We start from the raw sequence: 25,483 nt of genomic DNA, 5'->3' as shown, positions 1-25,483 counted from the left end.
TTGCCTTGGTTAAAACCAAAATCACTATCCTATCAACTCTGAGAACCGAAGGGACGATCACCGGAGGTAAACCCGACACTTATTAATCCGACGTCGCTTAACAGACCGCTACATGATGGCCACCAAACCCAGGCCCAGCCAATCTCCTCGCAAGATAGGGCCTACACCGCTTTGGAAAAAATAATTATTCACATCAGCTCCGGCTCCGGCCATGCCTGCATCTCCTTTACTAAAGGTATAGTGTAGGCTCAGTTTCAGATTGGATGTGAAATAAAAATTACCACCAACATCTGCTATTCTTTCTTCGCCAGCAAAAGCTAACAAGCTAGCGGCGCTTGATTGATCAGCAGCAGAGAGAGGGCCAGAAAGTTTGGTCAACATTCCGCTGGGCTCCAACCAATATTCGCCCAATTTAAAAGTATAACTTAGACGTAAGTAAGCCGTTTGTGCTGAGGTCGAAATAGCTTCGTATCCGCTGCGGCCTAGCACCAAGTACTCGCCATCAAGGCTCCAACCATCATAGTTGCCTAAAAAATCAAACCCGTAGGCATGGTTGTCTTGAAACACATCTGTCTTTGCTTGCCACGCACCTTCAAGCGCCAGGCTCAATCCTCTGCGTTGACCAAAGTAATTGATTTTATGCCCCGGTGTATATGATTTTGATTCAGGGTCTCCCAGGTAGGCCACCAGCCGGCCTGTTAATAACGGTGAATAAACATCACCTGCCGAGTTACTACCGTAAGCTTTCATTGCGGGATTAAACACCCCGACATCATAACCCCATGATAGTTTTTCTTTTAAAAACAAGCCACCAATATTGACCCCTAGCGCGCGGCCCGGCCCAATACCTACCAAATGTCTACGCAGGTAGTTTTGTACCCAGGCCTTTTCCATAGAAGAACTTCTTAAGGCAGAGGTAATACTTTCCCGACCGATTTGGGGCACCTGATACCCCGCTACAAGATGGGCTTTCTCGCTTTGTGGGCTTAAGCGCCATTGTACAAAAGCATTCCATAAACGTATCTGGGGGGACCCACCGTTATTTGCGCCCCCCTCGGTAGCTGCTAATAAGTCGCGCCCTACTAGATCAGCGGCTAAGATGAAGTTGAACTTGATGCGATCACCAACTTTTCCTTTGAAACCAAACCGGGAACGCCGAAGTTGAAAATTAAGCCGATCGTCTACCTTTTCATACTTACCCTCATCAGGTCGATAGACTTCCTCTCCTATGGTGTAGCTGGTCCACACTTGCAAAGCAGCCAAAGGCTCTATTTCTACTTGTTTCCAGAGCGCTGGCAACGTGGTCGCTGGGGTCTGAGCGTTCCCTAAAACTGCGGCAAGCAGTAAAAGAAAAGTCAATAAACGGAGATGATACATAACAGCGGAGAAAATCTTTTAGTGAGGTAGTTTGTCTTTTACAACGCCATAGGTGTAAGTACCCAAGGTGCCGCCAAGAATCACCAGCGCCATGATACCAAACCCTTGACCCAATAGTACAAACATTGGCCCCGGGCAAGCGCCCATAAGCGCCCAACCTAAACCAAAGATGCTGCCTGCCAGCAAATGCCGAGGAATGTGCAACTGCATAGGCATATAGCCCACAAAAGTATCGCGCCAGGTTTTCACCTTAAAACGCTTCATCAAAGCAATGATAATGGCTCCCAACACTACAGCAGTGCCAATAATACCGTACATGTGAAAACTCTCGAAGCGGAACATTTCGTGAATACGAAACCAAGAAACGGCTTCCGATTTGGTCATAATGATGCCAAAGACCGTTCCTACCGTAAAAAAGGATATGAATTGTTTCATCGTATTTTTTTTAGAAGATCAAAGGCATAATTACCCAAGTCATCAACAAGCCTCCGATGAAGAAGCCGATAACCGTAATTAAGGAAGGAAGTTGAAGATGCGAAAGTCCGGTAATTGCGTGACCAGAGGTACATCCCCGGCCATAACGCGCACCAAAACCTACCAGAAAACCTCCGATAATGGCAAGAATAATTCCTTTAGGACTAGTGAAATTGAAAACTTCCGTCGGTAAAAAGCCATCTCCTTGCGGATAAGCCATTCCAAAGTCTTCTTTAAGGTGAGTAAGCGTACTTTCAGAAATAGCCACTGCTTCCGGGCTTCCCAAAAAGTAAACCGCAATAAAACCACCAAGAACAGCCCCTAGCACAAATGCCAGTCGCCAGTTTTCGTCTTTTAGATCAATATCAAAAAAAGCATGGCGTTTTCCTGCCCCTGCCATCGTACAGAAGTTGCGGAACGCTGTAGACACACCAAAACTGCGCCCCATCCAGGTCATCAGAAACAAGATAGCTGCGATAGCCACTCCTGAAACAGACCAATGCCAAGGTTGGCGAATAAGGTCCAGGATTGAGGACGCAAAAATTACAAATGCGATCATTGGAAAGTAGTTAGTCTTAACTAAGAGCTTGTTCAAAAATTCATGAACAAGCTCCAATCATTACATAAAAATACAAATTAGTATTGGTCAAAAATTAACTTTCCTCTTTCATTTCCGCTTTTCAGCTTGAATAAACTCATTAACAATCGTTTATTACTTCACTGAAAAGCGGAAGTCGGAAATTAATTATTCGACCGTTACTTAACACTTTTATTTGTGCCGTTACCTTATCTCACTAGGCTACAGTTGCCTGGTTAATCACGTGAAGCAAGGCCGTAGCGGATTGCATGCCGGACTGGCGCCATTTCATTTCACCATTCTGAAACAAGATAAAAGTAGGTACTCCCCGGATCCCCAGCTGATTGGCCAGGGCTTGGTTTTTATCAATATCTACCTTTACAATCTTAGCTGTTTCACCAGCTTCTGCGGCTACTTCTTTGAGGATTGGGGCCATGGCTTTGCAAGGGCCACACCATTCTGCAAAGAAATCGACCAATACAGGCTGCTCGCTATTGATCAGCTCTTTGAAAGATTTTTTATTACTCATTTTGCTGTTAGTTTTAAAGACTTAATAGCCAGGCGCAGGAGTAAAACCCAGGGCCAGCCATGCCAAAACAAATCAAACCAGTCCATCATTGCCATCCCTTTAGCACCACCGGCCAGCCAACGAAGCTTACCAAACAAGTGGGGTTCAGGGTAGAAAGGTGCCAGCCCCAGAAACACGCAGGCTAGTATCACCATTTTCCAATCATTAATAAATGCGGACATAAGTTTTCATTTTGCTCGGCAAAAGTAAGGGCTGTTAATAAAGGGATCAGTGATATGAGTCACAGTAGTTGTCCTTCTGAAGGAAGAACTTTGTGAAAAATCAAAAATACCAGATGTTAAACGCCCCTCATTTGCCGGCTTCTCTTAAATACATTGTAGCTACACTAAAAGTTGATCAACAATTAGATCCACGTCGCATGGCTCAGATTGTCGAAGCAGCCAACGTTAAAGTGCAAGACCTCGAAGCCTGGGCAGACTTTCAGCATTCGCCTGCCGACAGCTACGGTCGTAAACTCGTGGCCCATGGGCCCAATTTTGAAGTGATGGTCATGTCTTGGTTGCCAGGAGATTTCTCCGCCATTCACGATCATGGCCATACCCAGTGGGGAGCAGTACAGATTTTCGGGCAGGCTGAACATGCAACCTTCAGGGTGCGCCAGCAACAATTGCGGACCACTGCTCGCTGGCAGGTACAACCGGGGGATATCGTTCCTGTAGGCCACGACCTGATTCACCAAATGGGCAACCCAACCCAGCAGCCTTTTCTCAGCCTTCACGTTTATGGTTTTCCCGAAGCCATTGACAACGTCACCGGCGATGCTCGCATCTACGATCCTGTAAAAGGGCTTATTCAACGAGTCGACGGCGGCGTATTCTATGCTTTACCGACTACAGCTATCAAAAGAACAGAGCCTGGTTTCCGAGGAGATATCCCTACCCAACGACGCCACCAGCAGGATTTGCAGCACCGTTTAACACAAATGCAAAAGGCTAGAATCTTAAGCCATTCTTAAGACAAGCCCTCTTCTTCGTTTGTAAATTTGCACCATGAGAGTTTTAGTAGTCGAAGACGAGACTGGTATTGCCAACTTTATCAAGCAAGGGCTGGAAGAAGAAGCCTATGCCGTAGACGTAGCCGACAATGGGGTCACCGGGTTAGACTGGGCCATGACCAATACGTACGACATAATGCTGCTCGACTGGATGATGCCTGGTAAGACCGGACTTGAGATTTGTCAGCAAATTCGCAAGCATCATATTGCCACTCCCGTAATTTTCCTGACCGCCAGAGACACTTTGCAAGATACCCTGCAAGGCTTGCAAGCTGGTGCCAATGATTATATAAAAAAGCCTTTTCATTTCGAGGAACTATTAGAGCGCATCAAGGTACAACTACGCCCCAATAGTGGCGAACACGAGCGTTTTACGCTGGGAGATATCGTGTTGGATGTTGCTGCCCACCAAGTATGTAAAGCAGGAAAGGAGGTGGCGCTCACTCAGAAGGAATTTGCGCTCTTAGAGTACTTAATTCGCAACAAAGGCAAAGTTTGTCGCCGGTCTAGAATCATTGAAAGTGTATGGGATATTCACTTTGATTACAACACCGGGGTCATTGACGTATACATCAACGCCATTCGCAAAAAGCTGGAACTCGACAAAGACGAAGACTTGATCCAAACCGTGCGCGGAGTGGGCTACATCGCAAAAGATTAAATGAAGCTATCGTTTAAAAACAGGATTGCACTTTACTACCTCCTGGCTACCGCCAGCGTGGTGACGGTCGTTTTTCTACTTATCTATTTTGTGGTACAAACGGCTGTTTACAGCGAACTGGACAGCAACTTATCCTTCGAAGCGCACAAGCATAGCGAAGAGATACTTATCCACAACGACAGCATTTTTTTTAAGAACAAAAATGAATGGGCCGAACGGGAGCACCGCGAAGTACAGGTCAACCCTGTTTTTATCCAGTTGGTCAATAGCGCGGGAAAAATCATGGACAAATCGCCCAATCTCATGGGCGATGCACTCGATTTTGATCCGTCACGAGCTTTCGATTTCCACTTTGACACGGGCCTCAATCAGCAACAAATCAGGCAAATCCAGCTCCCCATCAAGCAAGAAACACAGCTTAAAGGGTACATTTTGGCGGCGATGTCGCTAGAAGGGCCAAAATTGGTACTTGCCAGCCTCAAGCGGTTGCTATTATGGCTTTTTCCGATCGTGCTGGCCTGCCTTTTTTTTATCACTCGTTTTCTTGCAGGGCAAAGTATCAAGCCTGTGCAGCTGATTACGACTACCACTAATCGGATCACTCAAAACAGCCTTGACGAACGTATTGCGCTACCCGTGACCAAAGATGAACTCTTCACGCTTACTTCCTCCATCAATGAATTATTGGAGCGTATTCAGAATGCCCTGCAAAGAGAGCAGCAATTTACGGCCGATGCTTCTCACCAACTGCGGACCCCTCTATCGGTACTCAAAGGTACCTTGGAAGTAACCCTTCGCAGGATACGAACACCTGAAGAATACCAAGAGAAAATAAAAATCAGCATCCAGGAAATTGATCGCCTTTCCGTTTTGGCCGATCAGCTTTTACTCCTGGCCCGCTTTGATAGCGAAACGAGTGCGATTAGGCGAGAAAAAGTAAGCCTGTTCCCGCTGGTAGACAATACCCTGAAACGATACCAGTCTATTATTGACGAAAAAGCGCAGTCCATCAAGGTAGAGATTGACCCCAACCTAGAGGTCAACGCCGCTCCTTATTATCTGGATTTGATTATTGAAAATATCCTAACAAACGCCATCAAATATTCCCCGCAAGGGAAAGAAATAAGCATTCGTGCCTGGTCAGAGGATCATCAAATCAGGCTTGCCATTAGCGATGAAGGGATCGGGATCTCTCCTGAACATTTGGAACAGATATTCCACCCCTTTTTTCGTTCAAAAGCCCTCGAACACAAAAACATCAAAGGCAATGGCCTGGGGCTTTCCATCGTCAAGAAAGCTTGTGATGCGCTGGGGATAAAGATTAAGGTGGAGAGTACGCTGGGGGAAGGGACGCGGTTTTATTTGGATTTCCCTTCAATCTTAAGCAAATCTTAAGCAACAGCTAAGAAAATCCTCAGGGACCTGCTTCTATTTTTACACGGTCAAAAACAAGCGTGTAATGTTAGAGCAGATCATTAATTACAGCATTCGTCACAAGCTGATTGTATTGCTTTTCACCCTAGGGATTGTTGGATTTGGGCTCTATGCCTTATCCCAAATCCCTATCGGTGCCGTACCTGACATCACCAACAACCAGGTACAGGTAATCACCACTTCGCGGAACCTTTCTACGCAGGATGTGGAGCAATTCATCACCTATCCAGTGGAATTGGAGATGGCCAACTTACCCGGCGTAAAGGAGATCCGGTCGGTTTCAAAATTTGGACTTTCTGTGGTCACCATTGTTTTTGAAGACCGAATGGGTACCTATCTACCTCGCCAACTGATCGAAGAAAAAATAAAGGCTGCTGAGGAGAAAATCCCCGCTGGTTTTGGTAAGCCTTTCATGGGGCCAGTCACTACCGGCTTGGGCGAAATTTACCAATATATTCTTGATGTCCGCCCTGGTTACGAAGACCGCTATTCGATCATGGAATTGCGGACGATTCAGGACTGGATCGTAAAACGCCAACTCTCAGGTATTCCGGGCGTGGTGGAAGTAAACACCTGGGGTGGGCAATTGAAACAATACGAGGTAGCCATAGATCCTCAACGCTTACGCAGCATTGAACTTAGCGTCACCGAGGTATACCAGGCCCTCGAACAAAACAATAATATTGCAGGAGGGGGATACATTGAAAAAACCAACGAAAGTTATTTTGTTCGCGGCGAAGGCTTGATCAACTCCTTGAAAGACATTGAACAAATTGTGGTAGACAACCGCAATGGGACGCCCATCTTTGTAAAGGATATCGCAAAGGTCCAATTTGGGGCAGCTACCCGCTTCGGCGCCATCACCGCCAATGGTCAGGGCGAAAAAGTACTCGGCCAAGTGATGATGCTCAAAGACGGCAACTCCAAAGCCGTGATCGAAAGCGTGCAGGAACGGGTGGCGCAAATCCAGAAATCACTCCCAGAAGGGGTTTACATCAATGCCTTCCTTGACCGTAGTGTGCTAATTGGCAAAACCACCAGTACGGTAGCTGAAAACCTGATCTTGGGTTGTTTGATCGTTATTTTCGTTGTCGTTCTATTGCTCGGAAATTTCCGTTCTGGGCTGGTGGTTGCATCTGTCATTCCACTCTGTTTGCTGTTTGCCCTTTCATTGATGTACCTCTTTGGGGTAGACGCCAACCTGATGAGTTTGGGGGCGATTGACTTCGGTATCATTATTGATGGGGCGGTGATTATCGTGGAATACGTGGCCTACAAAATCACGGCCCAAGCTGATCGACTGAATGGCATAGACGCATCTGAAAGGCAAAACTTAATGGACGAAATCACCTTCAAGAGCACCATCAAAATGATGCGTTCGGCGGTTTTTGGCCAGATCATTATCATTATCGTTTTCATCCCTATCCTTTCGCTGACCAATGTAGAAGGGAAAATGTTTAGCCCAATGGCACTCACTTTTTGCTTTGCGCTAATTGGGGCGATGCTCTTGTGCTTTACTTACGTGCCAGTCATGTCGGCGCTGTTCCTGAAACCTGCCAAGCAAGGTAAACGCAACATTTCTGTGATGATTTTATCTTTTCTGGAGCAGCTTTACACGCCTACCATGGCTTTTGCTTTACGCAACAAAGGAGCTGTACTAGCCGTAGCTGCATTCCTGCTATTAGGTTCGGGGTTACTTTTTTCCCGGATGGGTGGAGAATTTGTTCCTACGCTTGACGAAGGCGACTTTGTTATTCAACCTGTTTTGAAAACGGGTACATCCCTGAGTAAAACCATTGAGACCACGACATCCATAGAAACAATTCTCAAAGAGTTTCCTGAAGTTAACCAAGTGGTCACCCGAATTGGCGCTGCCGAGGTGCCGACCGACCCTATGTCGATGGAAGAAAGTGATGTCATCATTACCTTGAAACCTTTCCATAAATGGACGACGGCCGAAACCAAAGATGAACTGGCAGATGCTTTTAAAGAAGCGCTTTCGGTGATTCCTGGCATTGAATATGAGTTTACCCAACCCATTGAGATGCGCTTCAATGAGTTGATTACTGGTGTGCGTGCTGACTTGGCCATCAAGGTTTTTGGCGAAGACCTTGACGTCCTCAATGAGCTGGCACAAGACATCAAAAAAGCCATCGACGGTGTGGAGGGTGCCGCAGATATTTCGGTAGAAAAAGTAGCAGGCTTACCGCAAATGAGTGTCCGCTACCAGCGGGATAAAATTGCCAAATACGGCCTGAATATAGCCGACGTCAACAACCTGTTGACCATGAATTTTGCGGGCCTCTCCGCCGGTAGTGTCTTTGAAGGAGAGAAGCAATTTGATCTCGTTATCCGCTATGACGCTCCTTTTCGCAAGGATATTGAAAATCTCCAAAACAGCTTTGTACCCTTGCCCAACGGCCAACAAATCCCCCTGCGGGAACTAGCAGAAATAAGCTATACTAAAGGCCCTGCCAAGATATCCCGCGACGAAACCAAACGCCGGATTGTGGTGGGTGTAAACGTCCGTAATCGCGACTTGGAATCCGTTGTTCAGGATGTGCAGGGGATCATTGAAAAAAACATCGACTTGCCCGTGGGGTATTCCATTACCTATGGTGGTCAATTTGAGAACCTGCGTAATGCTCGCAACCGACTGATGGTAGCAGTGCCCATTGCACTAGCCTTGATTTTCATCATGCTCTACTTCGCTTTCCAATCGGCCAAGGAAGCATTGATGGTGTACAGTGCCATCCCGCTATCGGCGATTGGAGGTATCCTGCTGCTCTACCTGCGGGGAATGCCTTTCAGTATCTCCGCCGGGGTGGGTTTCATTGCGCTTTTCGGGATTGCCGTACTCAATGGTATTGTATTGATTGAACATTTTAAAGAACTAAAAGCACAGGGCATGACCAACTTACATCGCCGTATCCTGGTGGGTACACAACAACGGCTACGTCCCGTTTTACTGACCGCAGCGGCCGCGGCATTGGGCTTTTTGCCGATGGCATTGTCTACTTCTGCCGGTGCCGAGGTACAGCGGCCACTAGCTACCGTCGTTGTAGGTGGGCTGATCTCTGCGACGCTACTAACCTTATTGGTTCTACCGGTACTGTACGCCTATTTTGACCGTAAAGAAAGAGGACGAAAACGCAAGTCAAAAGTCTTGTTGGTAATACTGCCTTTATTGACCTTCTCTCTACCTGGGCAAACACAAACGTCGGTTTTATCCCTGGAACAAGTCCTGGAACAAGCATTGGCCAACAATGCCGGGCTGGAAAGTCAACGCCTGACGGTAAGCCAACAGCGAAGCTTATTGCCTGCCGCGTATGATATTGATCGAACGCATATCTACTACGGTTATGATCAAAACAACATAGCGGCCAATAACCAACCCTTAAGTATCATTGGGGTAGAACAAGCCTTTCAGTTGCCGGGTGTTTATCGCGCCAAGCAAAAACTTCAGCAGGGAAAAACAGCTTTGCAGGAACAAGTCTTGCGGCTGGAAGAAAGACGCCTGGCCAAGGAGGTTTCCAAAGCTTACCTCACCATCGTCTATTGGGCAAAACGGCAAGAGAACTTTCGCTATCTCGACAGTCTCTATCGCGAGCTAGCCAACGCTGCCAGCAGGCGCTACGAACTGGGGGAAACCAATTACCTGGAGCAACTTTCCACCACCAGCAAGCAGCAGGAGATCACCTTGCAACTGCAGCAATGTGACGATGCATTGACGGAGAGCTACCAAGCGCTCAATCAATGGCTCCAAACCGGAGGGGAGTATCAGGTCGATACCAAAGAGTTTCCGGTACTTATATCACAAGATACTTCATTGAGCAACCACCCCGCCATTGCCTATTTCCAGCAAGCGGAAATCAATGCAACATCGGCAATGAAGGTTGCCCAAAAGGGGCTACTGCCTGATTTGCAGCTCGCCTATTTTGCCGGTACCAACGGCGCACCAGAAGCAACTATTTACCATGGTTTTCAGGTGGGTGTGGGCATTCCGCTGTGGCGAAAAGGCACAAAAGCACAAATCACTGCCGCAGAATTACAACGTAGCATAACCGTCCAGCAAAAATTAGATCACCAAATACAGCTACAAACGACATCGGCCAGGCTACAAGCCCAGGCGACCAAACATGAACGGGCCCTGGAATACTACCGAACGAATGGCCAACAACTGGCCCAGGAAATCATCCACACCTCCACCCGTGCCTTTCAGACCGGAGAGATTGACTTTTTGCATTACCTCCAAGCACTGGATCAAGCCAAACGGATGGAAAACGACTACCTGGATCAACGCCTACAATACTACCTGACCATTTTAGAACTCAATTATCTAAACTAAAGGAGTTGTCTCAACAAGCAAACTAATGTTTATGAAAAATATAAATTTTGTCTTTCTGCTTTCTGCCTTCCTGCTACTAAACACTTGTAATAAGCAGGCTGACGAAGGTATTGAAATTGCGGCCTCTTCCGAAGAAGTAAGCGATGGCTTGGTTACCGTTACACCACAGCAATATGAGCAGGCCAAGATGCAACTAGGCACTCTACAGGCACAGGATTTGCCCAATATTGTTACCGCTTCAGGAATGATAGATGTACCTCCCGGCCAACAAGCTGCCGTGAGTGCCTATGCAGGAGGCTACGTCAAAAACATCCAACTGGTACCGGGGCAAATGGTCCGCAAAGGACATCGTTTGTTTACATTAGAAAATCCGGAATTACTGGTTCTTCAGCAGAATTATCTGGAAACTATAGCACAGCTGGCTTACCTAAAAGCGGATTACCAACGCCAGGAGACTTTGGCGGATGAGAACATTGCTTCGCAAAAAAACAACCTGAAAGCGACGGCAGATTACCAGGCAACCCTGGCGCGTGCTGAAGGGCTCAAGGCCCGCCTCCAATTATTGGGCATCAACACCAAGGATTTGACGCCCACTACCTTGGCCAACAACATGGCCATTTATGCACCTATCAGCGGCTACATTAGCGAAGTGAATGCAATGCCAGGAATGTACTTACAACCCCAGGACGTAGCACTAAAGATCATCAACACCAGTAACCTTCATGTAGAATTGGAAGTTTTTGAAAAAGATATTCTTTCGATCAAAATTGGGCAAAAAATTCTATTTCGTATTCCTGACACCGGGACTAAAACCTACGAAGCGGAAGTCCACATTATTCAAAAAACACTAGACCCCGAAACCCGCCTAGTGAGAGTACACGGAGAATTGAACCAGAATGAAGGTCTCTTACTCCCCGGCATGTACGTCAGCGCCGAGATCATGACCAATGACTTAAAGGGCATGTCGATCCCGGAAACGGCATTGGTTAGTGCTGGCGAAACGACCTATTTATTGGTTTTAAAAGAAAGAACATCCCAGCAAGTCACCTTCGAGCAACGAATGGTAAAAATGGGTACACAAAGAGATGGTTGGGTGCAAATACTAAACCCAGAGGCCTTCCAGACACAGGATTCTATCCTTGTCGAGGGTGCTTTTAATCTGATAGGGATAGAATAAGCAGGACTTTCGGCTAGGTAACCTGCCGAGATGAGTGGTGGATTAGCGCCCCTCCTTTATGCTAAAAACAAGGTTAGTATCGTAAACACCCAGGGCGTGTCGAATGACAAGATCGCCCTGGGTGCTCAAGTTTAAATTAAAAGGAAGGAGGTACTAGTCTAAGCGATAAATTTCTCTGATCTCTGAAAGAATGCCCTCAAAGTCGATTTCCAAATCGATTAGTTTACCACTATGGATGTCAAAAACCCAGCCATGAACGGTAATATCTCGGTCGCGGAAAGCTGTTTGAACATCGGAGGTCTTCAGGACATTTACACACTGCTCCTGTACGTTTAGCTCTACCAGTCTTTTGTACTTCGCTTCTTCATCACTAATTGCATCCAATTCCTTGCGATGCAAACGGTAAACATCGCGGATGTTTCGTAGCCAGGGGTTTAATATTCCCAAGTCAGCAGATTGCATCGCAGCTTTCACACCGCCACAAAAATAGTGACCACAAACGACTACATGCTTAACCTTTAAATGGCTCACGGCGTAATTGATTACGGACATGGCACTTAGATCCGTATTAGGGACCATGTTCGCAATATTACGGTGGACAAAAACATCTCCTGGAGCTGCGCCCATCAAATCTTCAGCAGTCACTCTACTGTCTGAACAACCAATGTAAAGAACCTCTGGGCTCTGTCCTTTCGACAAGTTCTCGAAGTAGTCCTTATCAACGTCCAGTTTTTCGGCAATCCACTTTTTATTATTATTAAAGATTTGCTTAATATTCATTCCTGTCTGTTAGCTTTAATGATTCGATTACTATGCAATAAAGATAGTAATACTTTCATTAAAATTAGTCTAACTCATCGAAAAAGGACAAAAACACAATCAGGATTAAGATTACAGCTAACCATTGTTCTGTCAACAGAAAAGCGCATTGAGCTAATGCCCAAAGCGCTTTCTTCTTGATATACATTCAATACTGTATCTTATCAATGATATCTAAGGTCAAAACTATAACTTAACCCTACTTGTAAAGTGTGATTATTCTCAATGTGTACATTGTCAGTTTTTACGAGGTATTGATTCATGTAACCAACATTTACGGCACTGTTTTTATTCAATCGATACCCTAGGCCACCGTATATCCAATTTTGATCAAAATAATGGTTATCAGCTGCTTGCCCTACATTGATAAAGATTTCATTAAACAGCGACAAGAATAATTTATTTTTATCTGCCTGCTGTAAAGGCACCTCTAAGGCAAGGCGACACCTTACTCTATTTCTTGTGTTTTGTCTGGAAACAAAGCGCTGTTCTAGCCTATAGGTTTGAGTAATGCCTACAACCCCAACTTTATCTTTCAGGCTTACTTGCTCATACAGTCTTCGCTCCTTCGTCCGATGGGCTATTGGTTGTTCCCCGTAAGGGTAATTGATAACATCATCGTATCCCAGCGTTCCGGTAAGCTTACCGGAATAATGATAATTGACGCCTAGACGAAGCAATGACTGTTGCCAGTTTTTTACAAAATCATTCCTCCGGAAAGAATAAAGGGTATGGAGGCTAAATTTTTCAGAAATCCGATGATTACCCGAATAGGTCCACCAAGAGTTGAGTTGTGTAACTGTTTGCGCATTTAGCGAAAAGAAAACCAGCCCGCTCATGAGCAGGAATAGAAAATACTTCTTCATAAAAACAACTTATTTTATGCTGTTAATAGCTAAAGCAGGTAGGATGCACTTTGCATCCTACCTAACCGAACAGTAAAAGAATCAATTGGAATAAACAAAATCGAATCCTCGACAAAGAGGAGACTTCTTCATCAGAAACTTACGAAGAACGGTAAGCCACTTCGTGATATCCTTTCTTGTGTTGCCCCAGGAAAAGGCGAGCATAAATTCGGAAAATGACCAGACCGTCCAAAATCAGATTGAGGACAATGAGGATCAGTAGTGGAAATTGATTTTCGTGAATATGCCCAAGCAGTAAGTCTTCACCAATGAAGGTGGGCGTAATCGGAAATCCTGCCAACCCTAAACATGCAATCGCAAAGATGAAAGCCAGTTTGGGGTATTCATAACTATGGCCATGAAACTGGTGTAGGGAAACTGCTTCACGTTTGTTGCGCAGCTGATTAATCACCAACACGCCAATAATGCCTGAGATAAAAATACCACTCAGATACAGGTGAACCTGGTTAAAATCAAAAGCTTCATTGAATCCAAAAGACAAGGACTGGTAAAGCTGATTTACAATGATTAACACCCAACTACTACGTGCAGATTTCCGCTCTACAAAAGCTTTCAAAATAAAGATCAACCCGAACAACGCAAAGGCTTCCGGTAAAAACCGGAGCAAACCCGCTGGCAACAAATCTTGATGATACACCGCATAGAGCCCCATCAAGAACGGTGGTAAAGCCAACATATAGGTTTTCTTCTCATCCAAAAAATGGAAGGCATTACCCGCTACTTTTAGCGGATTCCAGAAAAAGCGATACATGAACCGATCCAGGTTAAACTCCTTGATACTCAGCACATAAATCGACAGCTTTATTTTGTTCCATAAGCCCTGAGTGCCTTGTGCAGCAGGTGGTGCAAAGTGAAAAAACTGATCGTGAATCCGATAGCTCAGCACAGAGGGCGACACCAACAATTGGTGACTCCGCAAGAGGGCATTGCCCACAAAGTGGATCAAAGCCACACCGTACCAGCCTAAAGCTACCTCCATAAACATCAAGCCTATTTGAGCAATCGAAGAATAAGCAATCTGGGTTTTAATCGACGATTGTACCCGTGCTGTCAGTGTCGCCATAATGCAAGTCAATAGTCCGACACCGCCAATGAGCCAATGAAACAGCAGGTTTTCTTCCCAAAATGGGGCTGTGCGGATCAGCAAAAAGACACCAATATGTACAGACAAAGAGCCGTAGAAAATGGCGCTTGATGTTGTTGGGCCTTCCATCGCCCGTGGCACCCAAAAAGAAAAAGGAAACTGTGCCGACTTCACCATCGCGGCCAGCAGGAATACACCAGGGATCATAAACTGGTAGAAACTCTCATCCAGAATATGCGCTTGTGGATTATGTAAACCATCCAGTTCCGAAAAGTTAATACTATGCCCGAAATAATGGTGGCAAACCCAGATGCCCAACAGCAAAGCAATGTCTGCTACCCGATACAACGAGACCACCTTGAGAGCATTCTTGACAGGCAGGTAACGCTCACGATAGAATCCTATCAGGAAAAAAGACGTAACGCCCAATACTTCCCAACCAACAAACAGCGTCTCTAGGTTGCCAGACAATAGCACAAGCACAAGACCAAAGTAGAAGAATTTGAGGTTATTGAAAAAGCGCTTATACCCTTTTTCCCTATGAATATAATATTTACTAAAAGTGACAATCACCCCGGTCAGGAAGGTTGCCGTAAGCAGATACACCAACGAGTAAGCATCCAGAAAAAGGCCGATGGAAAATTCCGTCGCAGCTTGGTGATAAAGTACCGGCCCTTGGTAATAAACGGGCTCAAAACCATTGCTGGCCCACAATAAAGCCAGTAGGATTAAGAAAATAAAATTGACACCAACCCCCAGTGCCGTAGCAACAAAAATGGGGCGTTCGTCCTTGTTATTGAACAAAAAGCCAATAGCCAGCGCCAACAAGGGAACAATTAATAAAATTGGCAGTATGAGGTTCATGGGTTATTTGTTTTGAGTTGGGTAAATGTGAACAGGGATATTCTCCTTGGTCGCATCTAATATGTGATTGGTGGTCATCTGCTTGGCTTTGACCATCACTTGTTGAATATCGGATGCTTGTTTCACTGTTCCCAATGATTTGTACAATGTAAATTCACCATCATTGAAATGATACAATTGCCCATCGTCAGGTGAAATCGCCACCAAATGCAACCAGCCTTTATCAAACCAATCATAAATAGCCGAAGAAGACTTGATGACTTTCAACACGATTTCCGGACGGTGTTCTACCATCATCAAGAGGCGTACTGGGTCGTGGTTTTCAATCATTTGCAAAGGCAAACCAGGTCGTAGGTCACCATCGCTACTGTTGGCTACGCCGATCAGTCCCATCACGTTATGCGGTAACTTGGTCCCCGCGCCCATCTTCTCAATATCCATCCGAGAGAAGTAGTACTCCAAGTTGATACCGCCACAAACAGCAGGCAAAGGATTCATCACTTGCAGTAGCACCTCGCCGGTTGGGTCGGTCTGATAATTGTACGTTTGAAGGAATGCACGACGGTCCAGGAACAAGCCTTTCATCCTATCGCGCGAACCTACGTAACATAAGGCATTCGTGCCGTGCCCCAATTCCGGCCGTGGTTCGAAATAAGAAACCGACCGTTTTTTGATCGCTTTTCTGATTTGCTTAATATCCTGATTAATATCAATCGACGCAAAACGACGCGCCCGCTCTTGGGCATTCAAGTCGAGTGCTTCCTCCATACGTGTATAAAACAACTGGTGTTGTGCAGCATTTTCGGGTGTCAGAATTTCGGTATCGTAATACCCTACTTCATCACTAGCGGTATCGTGCATTGCTCCTACAAACTGGGTGGTATCAGGGATATGAATTCCCCGCGTTTCCAAAACCAAGCGCACCTTAGAGTGGTTAGCCATGAAAGAAAATACTCGCGCATTGATCGCACCAGGCCGCCCACTACAGGCACCACAATCGTGTGCTCCGTGATGGGGATTATTGGCACTACTACTTCCGTGAGCAATAACATAAACCACATCTGTAAAATCTTCCGTCAGGCCAATACCTCGGAGAAGCCCTTGTACCACATCGGCCATTTCTTCAATAGTATAGCCAATCTGTAAGCCATTCTCTCGGTGACTAGGGTCTGTGTTCTCTATCAGTAGCTTACCGTTGGTATCCATGTGAGAAAAAGCATCGGCAATATCCGCACGCATCTTGGGGCGGAACAAATCGCCAAGCATCCGGAATCCAGTAATAAGCCCTAACGACAAGGCATACATGAAGCCTCGGAAAAACGTGTGAGAATCCTTGTTGTGGAATGCTACATTGCTGTGCCCTTTACTCACTTCAATTTCCTTGATCAGGTGCTTGGGTGTGATGGCTACCGGGCAGTTTTTTTCATAAAATTTTCCGCCGTAAGGCTGAAAGTAAATAGCCGCTCCGTAAAAACCAGGAGCACCTATGGTTTCACAACGAGGGTCTACCGTTTCCAGATGCCGGCGGATAGAATCCTCCCGGTCATCGATGCAAAACATCGCCTGGAAGCTCTTTTTCGCAGGCTGAACTTTCGCAGGCGTGCCCGCCAATTGTGATACAGCACTGAGCACCTCATCATAGTAATCCCACTCAAAGGCCTCCTGCCAAAACTGCAAAATTTCTTCTGCTTCGCCGGTGATAACTTCGCGGAAATAATCTTGCGCAGCGACAACCGGTTCCGCGCAAAGCGGCTGCCAACGGCTACCAAGATTTTGATCCAGCGCATCTATTTCCAGTAACAATTCTAAAAGAATGAAATCTTGTAGACTGACAGATTTTGAGTACAACAACGTTTGAGGGTTATCCTCAATGGCGTTAATAATACCACTCCAACCTTTGTGGCCAAATTGCTGATCGTAAAGGTATTGTTCGTAATAACGAGAATCGCCTACTACAATATCCAGTAATTCCGAAAGTTGGAGATCCTCCTTAGCCAATAGTGTTTTTACCCGCTTAGACTTTAAGAAACTACTAAAGCTGTTCTGCTCTAGCGTACGGATAGCATTTAGCAAGCCTTGGTCTTCAAAAGGAAAATGCCACAATGCAATACCTTGATCCAAGTAGCTGCAAATGATACGGAAGAGCAATGGCTGTACCAGGTTATCAAGATCAATTTTATACTGCTCTTTCCATTGTGCCCGTAGCCGCCCGATCCGTGGTGCGTAGGCACTTCCGTATTTTTCCTCAAGCATTTTCTGCCGATAAAGGATAAGATTCTCTCTTCCTTTGTGGCTCACAATGATACGGTCGAGCATTTCCGGCCGGATGCGTCCCTGACGGTAAAGCCCCCGATATTCTTCGATATTGAAGGTAACCTGAATGCCAAAAATCTTTGCAGCACTGAAGATGCCTTCAAAGAATTCCTTCTCTTGAAAAGCATGTAAAGAATTATGATGCACAAAATCCTTCAATGCCGCCTGTGCAGGCAAGTAGTGCTTCAGTTGGTGCAACAGGTGTTTTTCATCGAAAGGTGCTGCTGTTCCCACTCCTGCTGCTACCGCACCTACAGGTTCTCGGCGACCAGTAACTCCTACTCTTTTTCTCGCTGCCAGTGGGTGATCAGAAACGGGGCTCAGGGCTTCCAGCCCTACAAAATGGACGGTTCCGCCTGTGGCATGGTAATCTTCTTCAAAGTGATGAAGATTTTCCATCACCGAGTGGTCGATAATTTTTGTTTCTTCTATTTCAATATAAACTGTTCTTCCAGGAGGAATAGCCATTAATTCTTTCTTCAGGCTAATGTAATTGGTAAAGAGGGCTGTTTCCCCTAACCTAAGCCTTACGATTCCATCGTCTTCGATGATTACTTCAGCATCAGATTTAAACAATGACCGCCAAGACGCACCGCGGAATAAATGGATAACCATCTTCAGCAACATCCCTGCGGCAATACCGATCAACAAGTCTTCAAACAGGGTAAAAAAGATCGTTGTGATAAAAATAGCCAGTTGTTCCGTGCCAATTTTATAGGTGTGGATAAACTCTTTAGGATGAGCCAGGTTAATCCCCACGGTGATCAGCATAGCGGCCAGTGCCGCATTTGGAATTTGCTCTAAAAGAGGGTAAGCCAGCATAGCGAATAACAACAAGAAGGCCCCGTGGAAAAAATTCGACCACCTCGTTTTTGCGCCTTGCTTGACGTTGGCAGAACTACGAGCCACCTCGGAAATCATCGGCATACCACCAACAAACGCGGCCAGCGTGTTGGCTATACCTACCGCAATCATATCCTTATTGGGGTCTGATTTGCGTTTATATGGATCTAGCAGATCAACCGCTTTTACAGTCAGAAGGCTCTCCAAACTTCCCACCAGCGTGATCATAACCACGTATTTCAGGAAGATGCCCAATTTAGCAACACCGGAAAAATCCACATTATAGCCTACCTGATCGGTCAATACACCTACTTTCACCAGGGTATAAGCTGGTGCTGTAGTACCCAACTGGAGGTACATCCCTGCGGGGATGGCAAATAGCAAGACCAATAAAGGTGCTGGTATTTGTTTAAGCAAAGGATGCTTCACCAGTGACCAACCCAGCATAATTGCTAAACTAACGCCACCAATGATTGCCACCTGTGGATCAAGATTGGCAAAAAACTCCGGAATTGCAGCAAACAGAGCCAAAGGGCCTTTACCCGCCATAAGGGCTGGGTCAACATTGAGCAATACCGGTATTTGCTTGGCAATAATGATAAGCCCAATGGCCGCCAACATACCGTGAATCGCTGACAGTGGGAAAAAATCTACAAATTTACCCAGCTTCAATACTCCGAACAGCACTTGTAGTAGTCCTGCCACTACCATCACGCCCAGTGCTAGATGCCAGCCTTCTACCCCACCTCCCAGTTCCGTGACCGCCCCTGCAACAATCACAATCAACCCGGCAGCAGGGCCTTTGATGGTCAGTTTAGACCCTGTGAAAAATGTCGCCAAAAGGCCACCAATGATTGCCGTCACGAGGCCCATTACGGGAGGAAACTCTGAAGCTTTAGCAATACCCAAACTGAGAGGGAGGGCTAATAAAAACACCACAAACCCGGCAGTAAGATCTGCCACGAAATTCTGTTTAAGGCCTTCCCATCCATCTTTTGGAACAGAAGGCGCTTTATCGTCGATTTGCATACTTAGATTAAATGATCCTCTGACATTTTTGCACCCAAAATTATCAGAGAAGAGATTGAATTTTGACCAATACTGCTATGCAACTGTTCATAAGAAACAGCAACCATCAGAAAGCCAATTTGGAAAAGAGAAAAGACAAGACCCTAATTAGCAATGACTAATTGGAGCTTGACAACTGTAGCTACAGCTAAAAAAGAGGGAGAATTAGCAGTCCAATTTCAAGGCATGAAATAGGAGATAACGCTTTAGTGGTGGCGAGGATAGTAGAGCACTATCGTAAAGCGATAAAATATGGCTAGGGCAAATAGCTAGGCACGAAATACAGGAATTGTAACCTGTACAATCCTTGGAAAGGTCTTCTTCAGACTCTTTTTCCTCGATTTCTTCCGCTTGGTAAAAATAGAGTTGGCCAAGCTTTGAAGATTGGTCTTTAAGAACCACCCCATCTTCTTGGCTTGAGGGGTAGTAATCCGAAGCAGAAACCGCAAAACAAACATTAGACCAAAGCAAGCAAATAGCAAAGAGTGGGCTGAAGACCATCGATAGTCTTATGCCGTCACCCAATTGTTTGTCGACTATTTGCTTCACTCTAATTAATTAATTTCGGCGTAAATGTAGAATTTTTTCAATTCCCACCAAATAAAAAAGTCATTCAAGGCAGATTGCTAACATCTCATTAACAAAGCGATACATTCCCTTATTCCTTCGGAATGGTAAAATAAAAGGTTGCACCATGTCCTGGTATAGAATCAACACTTAATTTCCCGCCGTTGCGTTCTATAATCTTCTTACAGAGTGCTAAACCAATTCCCGTTCCAGGTATTTCATCATTATGGTGCAAACGTTGAAAAAGAGCGAAGATTTGCTCCTGAAACTCCTCTTCAATACCAATACCATTGTCTTTTACATAAAACTTCCAGAAGGAACCCGCCTCTTCGCAACCAATATGAATCCGGGGAGCATCTTCTGATCGATAGTTGATACTATTGATGATTAGGTTTTGAAACAATTGATAAGCATTGATCTTGCTAAAGATAATTTCAGGAAACTCACTATCAATAATGATCTCTGCCTCCTGCTCTTCCAGTATGTGCTGATTAGCTTTTTCTATATCCTTAATAACAGAAATAAAGTTCAGCGGAACCTTATTCATATCCTGCTGATCAACCTTTGTAACGGTGAGCAAATCGTCAATGGCTCGCTCCATGCTTTTTACGCCATTCACAGCCAATTGGATATACTCTTTTTCATCTTTGCTCAATCGGTCATTCGCCCGACGGTCAAGCAACTGGACAAAACTGGCGACATTCCGTAAAGGCGATTTCAAATCATGCGAAGCTGCTCGTGCAAATTGTTCCAACTCTTCATTGGACCTGGCTAACTCGGCCACCTGCTGGTCAAGGTTAGCGGTTTTCTCTTTCACCAACAAGGTCAATATATTTTTCTGCCGAATTGTAAGGTAACTATACCCCGCAGCACCAAGCAGGCCTATTATCAGAAAACTTAGCAAAAACCAAAAACCTCGCCGCTGAGTAAAGTGAGGTCGTACATAAAAAGACAGGCTTGCAACATTTTCACTAAACTGCCCTTTGTAGTCAATAGCCTGCACCATAAATGTATAAGCTCCGGGCGAGAGATTGTGATAGTTAACCTCACGATTAGCTGTATTTAACCAATCCTGATCGTAACCCTCCAACCGATATCGATAACGAATTTTGCCCTGACTACGGTAAGATATCCCCAAAAAGGAAAACCTTGGGTTATTTAAATGATTAGGAAGTTCGATATCATCAACGACCGTCAAATCCATTCCATCCACTTTTAAGGATTGGATTAAAACCCAAGGGTATACTTCTTCCTTCGGGCCTTGCTTTAAAGGCAAACGGAGCAAACCTCTTTCGGTAGCCAATATCAGTTCGTCTTGCCAAACCACCACATCTGCAATGTCCTCCGTCAGCAAGCCGTCGTTTTGATTGTACACATTAACCGTTACCTGTCTGCGCGAAATATCGATCGCACTTACCAAGGCTACCCCCCTATTAGTAGCAACCCACAGGCTGTCTCCAGATAAGTAGAGGCTATTCACAATAGTACTGGGCAGTTGCAGTAATTCATCGACGACCCAAAAATCTCCGTTTTTTAGAAAAACAAGCCCCTCCCCTTGGGTAGCCAACGCCAAGGTACCATCTGGTAATTCTTCAATATCATTAATCTGCACCTTAAATATCTGGCTCCGATCCTGCCAGTAAGTGGTTACCCCATTACGATAGGAAATTAATCCGCGCGCTGTATTGTCTGTCCATATCGTTCCATCCTTACTGACAAAAGAAGTATAGCCACGGCCCTCAGTAATAATCTTGGCTTTTTCTTTAAATTTTTTATAGTCAAATTCAACATTCTTGCGCCACTTTTCTAATAAGCTACGTGAAACCTGCAGGCAGTTTCTTTGCGTATTTATCAGTAGGCCATCGTCTTTATCTATAAAAAGTGACTTTATTGCCAGCCTTACCAAAAGCTTCAATGAATCCCCCTCTAATAAGTACAAACCTGTATCTTTTCCTATCAACAACTCTCCTGTACTCAAACTCACCATCGACATGACCCGGTCAAAAATATCGTTCTTGGGTGCACTCGACTCCACCAGGAGGCTAGCACGATGGTCCATAGGGTCATAGGAATAGATTCGCCCGTTGTAAGTACCCAGATACAACCGATTATTAACACCTAATAGTTTATTAACCCGCTGATGCTCTTCAGGTAATACCGTGATGTAAGAAGGGATTGTTTGTCGAGGATAAAAATACACCCCGTTCCCTAAGGTCGTAATCCACAAATTCCCTTCTCTATCCAACAAATAGGAGTTACAATAGTCAGAGGGATACAATTCATGCCTCAACTTCCAGGAACCGCCTTCTTGCTCATAGATCCGAAGGCCATAATTAGAGTGTAAAGCAAAAAGTTGATCACCCTCCATATGCATTACAACCCCCTTCTTTATTTCGCTATCTATAAGTTTTATTTCCTTACTCCTAGGGTTCCATACCTGAAGGCCATCATCTGTAATGAAAAAATAATTTCCTGCATGGTAGGTATATACGATTTCCAATACATCACGAAAAACAGGAGGCAGCAGTATGGAGTCTACTACCAATTCGTTATGAGTATGATAAATATAATCCCCGGAATAGATTAAAACCGTGTCCTTGATACTTTTGGTCATTGCCTGACGCGAGTAGGTTCTGGGCCTTGCTATTGGTGCTGGCAACGGCTTTAATTGGTAGTTGGGATCGAGATAAAAAATATCTCGACCAAAATTCATCCACATTCCATCTTCTGAAGAATTGACTATTTCAAAAATAGTCTTTGGAACCCGTAATTCAGGTAGGTCAATAATTTCCTTATGTGCTCCATCAATAATACACAAAGGGCCAAAGGAGCTAACCCATAGCTTCCCTTGCTGATCCTCAACAATGCGAATAACATCATTATTGGGCAAGCCATCCCTCGTTGTGGTCACATCAAAATCATAACCATCGTACCTGGCCATGCCTACATCCGTACCGATCCAGATGAAACCATCTTTATCTTGTTGAATATGGTAAACATCAAGGGTAGGTAAGCCGTCGTCTACTGTAAAATGACGAGGATAAGTAGACCAAGCCTGAGCAGGAAGAGAAACCGCCAATAGCTGCAAAAAGACTCCTAGTAACCAACTAGAAGTAAGGATAGATAAGGGAGGTAGTCTTTTGTAATCCCGAGTAGACATATTACAAAAGTACTGTTATTTAGCAATTTGTTTTTTCCTTAAGGACAGATAATATAAATCTATTTCCCTTCTTAAAACAACCAGGCTAGAGGACTATTCCTCCCTTATCTCATTGTCAAGCTTACTTTGCGCGGAGCCAAGCACCATAGCCCCCCTGCAGGTTATAAAGTTTTGCAAAACCTAATCCTGCCATTTTACCACAAGCCATGCCACTACGGTTACCACTACGACAATAAACGAGGTAAGTTTTGTCCTTGGGGAGCTTGTCTACTTCTTCCATAAAGTTACCTGCCAATACATTGATCGCTTTGGCTCCTTTGATCTTGCCTTCCGCTATTTCGCCGGGTTGGCGTACATCTAAAATAACGGTATTAGGCTCCTTGCTCAAACCGATAAACGTGCCAGCATCAATATTTTCATATTTGCCACGGCTATTAAACTGTTGCATAAATTTCTGGAATAATATAACCACCAGTATGGCGATTATGGTGATAAGAAAATAACTCATTGTTCTTTTTTAAAAATGTACGGCATTGTATTTTGTAACAATGCCGTACTGAAAACCTATAAAATCACCCATATATCTTACAAAACGGCCGCAACCGCTTGATCAATCGTTTCTTGTGTTAATGTACTTGGGCAAGCATAGTTTGTCACAGGTACCGTGCTGGCCTCAATAGCACGCCAGCCCTTCTGTACGTCTACCAAATTCCGGAATCCACGAGCTTGCAGAATCGAGGCAAAAATCATCGAGCGGTACCCTCCCAGACAGTGCAGAAAGTAGGTAGACTGGCGACTAAGGCGTTCCATGTTCTTATTCAAATAATCCAGCGGGAAGTTTGTCGCCCCTTCTACGTGTTGTGCCAGGTATTCCGTGGGTTTGCGTACATCCAACAACTCGCCTTTCAGGCCTTCTCCCATCTGACCAGCCAGTTCTTCAGCTGTAATACTATCGACTGCATCAATCTCTTTACCAGCTTTGGCCCAAGCTTCGAGGCCTCCTGACAGATAGCCCAAGGTATTGTCATAACCTACCCGCGCTAAGCGAGTCACCACCTCTTCTTCCCGCCCTTCTGGCGTGATCAGGATAATAGGCTGTTTGATATCCGTAATCAAGGCACCTACCCAGGGGGCAAAGCTGCCATCAATACCGATAAAAATCGAATTAGGTACGTGAGCTTTGGCAAATTCATCCTGGTGGCGAGTATCCAACATCAGGGCTTCTTCGCTTTCGGCTAGCGCTTCAAATTCCTCGGGAGTAAGGGCTACAGCTCCTGTTTTCAATACATCATCGAAGCTGTCATACCCCGCTTTATTCATCATCGCATTCTTAGCGAAATACTGCGGCGGAGGAAGCAGGCCAGAAGTCACTTCTTCTACAAATTCTTCTTTGGTCATGTCTGCGCGCAAAGCGTAGTTTGTCGCTTTTTGATCGCCCAAATAGCCCCAGGTGTCGGTACTCAGGTTTTTCCCGCAAGCGGAGCCAGCACCATGTCCAGGATAGACAATTACTTTATCATCCAACGGTATGATTTTGGTACGCAGGCTCTCGAAAAGCATCTCCGCCAGGTCTTCTTTGGTAATTTCACCTTGCTTGATAGCCAAATCCGGGCGACCAACGTCGCCTAAAAAGAGCGTATCTCCTGAAAAGATAGCGTAGTCTTCGCCTGCTTCATTACGGAGCAGGTAAGTCGTACTTTCCAGCGTATGCCCTGGGGTATGCAGTACTTTAAAGGTCAGTGCTCCTACTTTTAGCTCTTCGCCATCTTTAGCACTGTAAATATCATAAGTAGTGGCCGCTTGAGGGCCATAAACGATCTTGGCACCCGTTTTCTTCGCCAGATCAAGGTGACCTGAAACAAAATCAGCGTGAAAGTGCGTCTCAAAAATGTACTTCAACTTAACACCAGCTTCCGCCAGCTTATCCAGGTAAGGTTGCGTTTCCCGTAAAGGGTCAATGATCACGGCTTCGCCTTGGCTCTCAATATAGTAAGCTCCTTGCGCCAAACAACCGGTATATATTTGTTCTACTTGCATGATTCGTAATTATTAAGGTTTGCTAGTTTCTGATTACGAATACAAAACAACGGCCTTTTCAGCAGCTTGTCAGTGATGGGGATCACAGGTGCTGTTTTTTTTTGAACCACATAAGACACCTAAGGGCACTTAAGGGTTTTTGTTTTTTTTACCACATAGATTTTTGAACCA

18 protein-coding genes are annotated in these 25,483 nt (G+C 45.2%); 5 read left to right on the top strand and 13 right to left on the bottom strand.

All coding sequences use genetic code 11. The features are described from left to right. Window positions 1-108: 108 nt before the first annotated feature. From ACRBG0_RS20710 to ACRBG0_RS20690, 5 genes are all read right to left on the bottom strand, one after another. Window positions 109-1,377 carry a porin gene (locus ACRBG0_RS20710; protein ID WP_431488755.1) on the bottom strand — a complete coding sequence of 423 codons (1,269 nt, stop codon included), beginning with the start codon at window positions 1,375-1,377 and terminating at the stop codon, window positions 109-111. Between the two features lie 18 nt (window positions 1,378-1,395). Then, window positions 1,396-1,812 (bottom strand): YeeE/YedE family protein, encoded by a 417-nt coding sequence (locus tag ACRBG0_RS20705; RefSeq protein WP_020538407.1) that lies wholly within the window; start codon window positions 1,810-1,812, stop codon window positions 1,396-1,398. Between the two features lie 10 nt (window positions 1,813-1,822). Beyond that, entirely contained in the window at window positions 1,823-2,410 is a 588-nt protein-coding gene (locus tag ACRBG0_RS20700) for a YeeE/YedE family protein (protein WP_431488754.1), read from the bottom strand. 235 nt (window positions 2,411-2,645) lie between these two features. Continuing rightward, window positions 2,646-2,957, bottom strand: coding sequence for a thioredoxin (trxA, locus tag ACRBG0_RS20695; protein ID WP_431488753.1), 312 nt, complete (start codon window positions 2,955-2,957; stop codon window positions 2,646-2,648). After that, a complete protein-coding gene (locus ACRBG0_RS20690; RefSeq protein WP_431488752.1) occupies window positions 2,954-3,178 on the bottom strand; it encodes a hypothetical protein in 225 nt (74 codons plus the stop codon). The genes trxA and ACRBG0_RS20690 overlap by 4 nt, the downstream gene beginning before the upstream one ends. Before the next feature lie 113 nt (window positions 3,179-3,291). Between ACRBG0_RS20690 and ACRBG0_RS20685 the strand changes: the two genes are divergently transcribed. From ACRBG0_RS20685 to ACRBG0_RS20665, 5 genes are all read left to right on the top strand, one after another. Continuing rightward, complete coding sequence (locus ACRBG0_RS20685) at window positions 3,292-3,972, top strand: cysteine dioxygenase (protein WP_431488751.1); 681 nt, start codon at window positions 3,292-3,294, stop codon at window positions 3,970-3,972. Between the two features lie 34 nt (window positions 3,973-4,006). Then, entirely contained in the window at window positions 4,007-4,672 is a 666-nt protein-coding gene (locus tag ACRBG0_RS20680) for a response regulator transcription factor (RefSeq protein WP_431488750.1), read from the top strand. Further along, on the top strand, window positions 4,673-6,067 hold the full coding sequence (locus ACRBG0_RS20675; protein ID WP_431488749.1) for a sensor histidine kinase: 1,395 nt from the start codon (window positions 4,673-4,675) through the stop codon (window positions 6,065-6,067). Window positions 6,068-6,131: 64 nt separating this feature from the next. Further along, a complete protein-coding gene (locus ACRBG0_RS20670) occupies window positions 6,132-10,454 on the top strand; it encodes a CusA/CzcA family heavy metal efflux RND transporter (RefSeq protein ID WP_431488748.1) in 4,323 nt (1,440 codons plus the stop codon). Window positions 10,455-10,485: 31 nt separating this feature from the next. Continuing rightward, the gene (locus ACRBG0_RS20665; protein WP_431488747.1) at window positions 10,486-11,631 is read left to right on the top strand and encodes an efflux RND transporter periplasmic adaptor subunit; all 1,146 of its coding nucleotides are present in this window, start codon (window positions 10,486-10,488) and stop codon (window positions 11,629-11,631) included. 153 nt (window positions 11,632-11,784) lie between these two features. Here ACRBG0_RS20665 and ACRBG0_RS20660 read toward each other — a convergent pair whose 3' ends face one another. The 8 genes from ACRBG0_RS20660 to ACRBG0_RS20625 form a co-directional block, all read right to left on the bottom strand. After that, window positions 11,785-12,411, bottom strand: coding sequence for a carbonic anhydrase (locus ACRBG0_RS20660; RefSeq protein WP_431488746.1), 627 nt, complete (start codon window positions 12,409-12,411; stop codon window positions 11,785-11,787). Window positions 12,412-12,614: 203 nt separating this feature from the next. Further along, a complete protein-coding gene (locus ACRBG0_RS20655; RefSeq protein WP_431488745.1) occupies window positions 12,615-13,316 on the bottom strand; it encodes a DUF2490 domain-containing protein in 702 nt (233 codons plus the stop codon). A gap of 139 nt (window positions 13,317-13,455) precedes the next feature. Then, window positions 13,456-15,324 carry a proton-conducting transporter membrane subunit gene (locus ACRBG0_RS20650; RefSeq protein WP_431488744.1) on the bottom strand — a complete coding sequence of 623 codons (1,869 nt, stop codon included), beginning with the start codon at window positions 15,322-15,324 and terminating at the stop codon, window positions 13,456-13,458. Window positions 15,325-15,327: 3 nt separating this feature from the next. Further along, window positions 15,328-19,509, bottom strand: a complete 4,182-nt coding sequence (locus ACRBG0_RS20645; protein ID WP_431488743.1) for a putative inorganic carbon transporter subunit DabA — start codon at window positions 19,507-19,509, stop codon at window positions 15,328-15,330. 204 nt (window positions 19,510-19,713) lie between these two features. Next, a complete protein-coding gene (locus tag ACRBG0_RS20640; RefSeq protein ID WP_431488742.1) occupies window positions 19,714-20,097 on the bottom strand; it encodes a hypothetical protein in 384 nt (127 codons plus the stop codon). Window positions 20,098-20,206: 109 nt separating this feature from the next. Then, a complete protein-coding gene (locus ACRBG0_RS20635; protein WP_431488741.1) occupies window positions 20,207-23,275 on the bottom strand; it encodes an ATP-binding protein in 3,069 nt (1,022 codons plus the stop codon). Window positions 23,276-23,396: 121 nt separating this feature from the next. Continuing rightward, window positions 23,397-23,783, bottom strand: a complete 387-nt coding sequence (locus tag ACRBG0_RS20630) for a rhodanese-like domain-containing protein (protein ID WP_431488740.1) — start codon at window positions 23,781-23,783, stop codon at window positions 23,397-23,399. A gap of 77 nt (window positions 23,784-23,860) precedes the next feature. Continuing rightward, window positions 23,861-25,312, bottom strand: coding sequence for an MBL fold metallo-hydrolase (locus ACRBG0_RS20625; protein WP_431488739.1), 1,452 nt, complete (start codon window positions 25,310-25,312; stop codon window positions 23,861-23,863). Between the last annotated feature and the right edge of the window lie 171 nt (window positions 25,313-25,483).

The sequence above is a fragment of the Lewinella sp. genome, from assembly GCF_050633125.1.
Taxonomy (GTDB): domain Bacteria; phylum Bacteroidota; class Bacteroidia; order Chitinophagales; family Saprospiraceae; genus Lewinella.
The sequence above is the reverse complement of the archived record's forward strand: the minus strand, read 5'-3'. Positions and strand labels throughout refer to the sequence as shown.

Excerpts from the sequence above, each read along its gene's own strand:
- ACRBG0_RS20710 (WP_431488755.1), bottom strand. The coding sequence starts at position 1,377 with ATGTATCATCTCCGTTTATTGACTTTTCTTTTACTGCTTGCCGCAGTT.
- ACRBG0_RS20705 (WP_020538407.1), bottom strand. The coding sequence starts at position 1,812 with ATGAAACAATTCATATCCTTTTTTACGGTAGGAACGGTCTTTGGCATC.
- ACRBG0_RS20700 (WP_431488754.1), bottom strand. The coding sequence starts at position 2,410 with ATGATCGCATTTGTAATTTTTGCGTCCTCAATCCTGGACCTTATTCGC.
- trxA (WP_431488753.1), bottom strand. The coding sequence starts at position 2,957 with ATGAGTAATAAAAAATCTTTCAAAGAGCTGATCAATAGCGAGCAGCCT.
- ACRBG0_RS20690 (WP_431488752.1), bottom strand. The coding sequence starts at position 3,178 with ATGTCCGCATTTATTAATGATTGGAAAATGGTGATACTAGCCTGCGTG.
- ACRBG0_RS20685 (WP_431488751.1), top strand. The coding sequence starts at position 3,292 with ATGTTAAACGCCCCTCATTTGCCGGCTTCTCTTAAATACATTGTAGCT.
- ACRBG0_RS20680 (WP_431488750.1), top strand. The coding sequence starts at position 4,007 with ATGAGAGTTTTAGTAGTCGAAGACGAGACTGGTATTGCCAACTTTATC.
- ACRBG0_RS20675 (WP_431488749.1), top strand. The coding sequence starts at position 4,673 with ATGAAGCTATCGTTTAAAAACAGGATTGCACTTTACTACCTCCTGGCT.
- ACRBG0_RS20670 (WP_431488748.1), top strand. The coding sequence starts at position 6,132 with ATGTTAGAGCAGATCATTAATTACAGCATTCGTCACAAGCTGATTGTA.
- ACRBG0_RS20665 (WP_431488747.1), top strand. The coding sequence starts at position 10,486 with ATGAAAAATATAAATTTTGTCTTTCTGCTTTCTGCCTTCCTGCTACTA.
- ACRBG0_RS20660 (WP_431488746.1), bottom strand. The coding sequence starts at position 12,411 with ATGAATATTAAGCAAATCTTTAATAATAATAAAAAGTGGATTGCCGAA.
- ACRBG0_RS20655 (WP_431488745.1), bottom strand. The coding sequence starts at position 13,316 with ATGAAGAAGTATTTTCTATTCCTGCTCATGAGCGGGCTGGTTTTCTTT.
- ACRBG0_RS20650 (WP_431488744.1), bottom strand. The coding sequence starts at position 15,324 with ATGAACCTCATACTGCCAATTTTATTAATTGTTCCCTTGTTGGCGCTG.
- ACRBG0_RS20645 (WP_431488743.1), bottom strand. The coding sequence starts at position 19,509 with ATGCAAATCGACGATAAAGCGCCTTCTGTTCCAAAAGATGGATGGGAA.
- ACRBG0_RS20635 (WP_431488741.1), bottom strand. The coding sequence starts at position 23,275 with ATGTCTACTCGGGATTACAAAAGACTACCTCCCTTATCTATCCTTACT.
- ACRBG0_RS20630 (WP_431488740.1), bottom strand. The coding sequence starts at position 23,783 with ATGAGTTATTTTCTTATCACCATAATCGCCATACTGGTGGTTATATTA.
- ACRBG0_RS20625 (WP_431488739.1), bottom strand. The coding sequence starts at position 25,312 with ATGCAAGTAGAACAAATATATACCGGTTGTTTGGCGCAAGGAGCTTAC.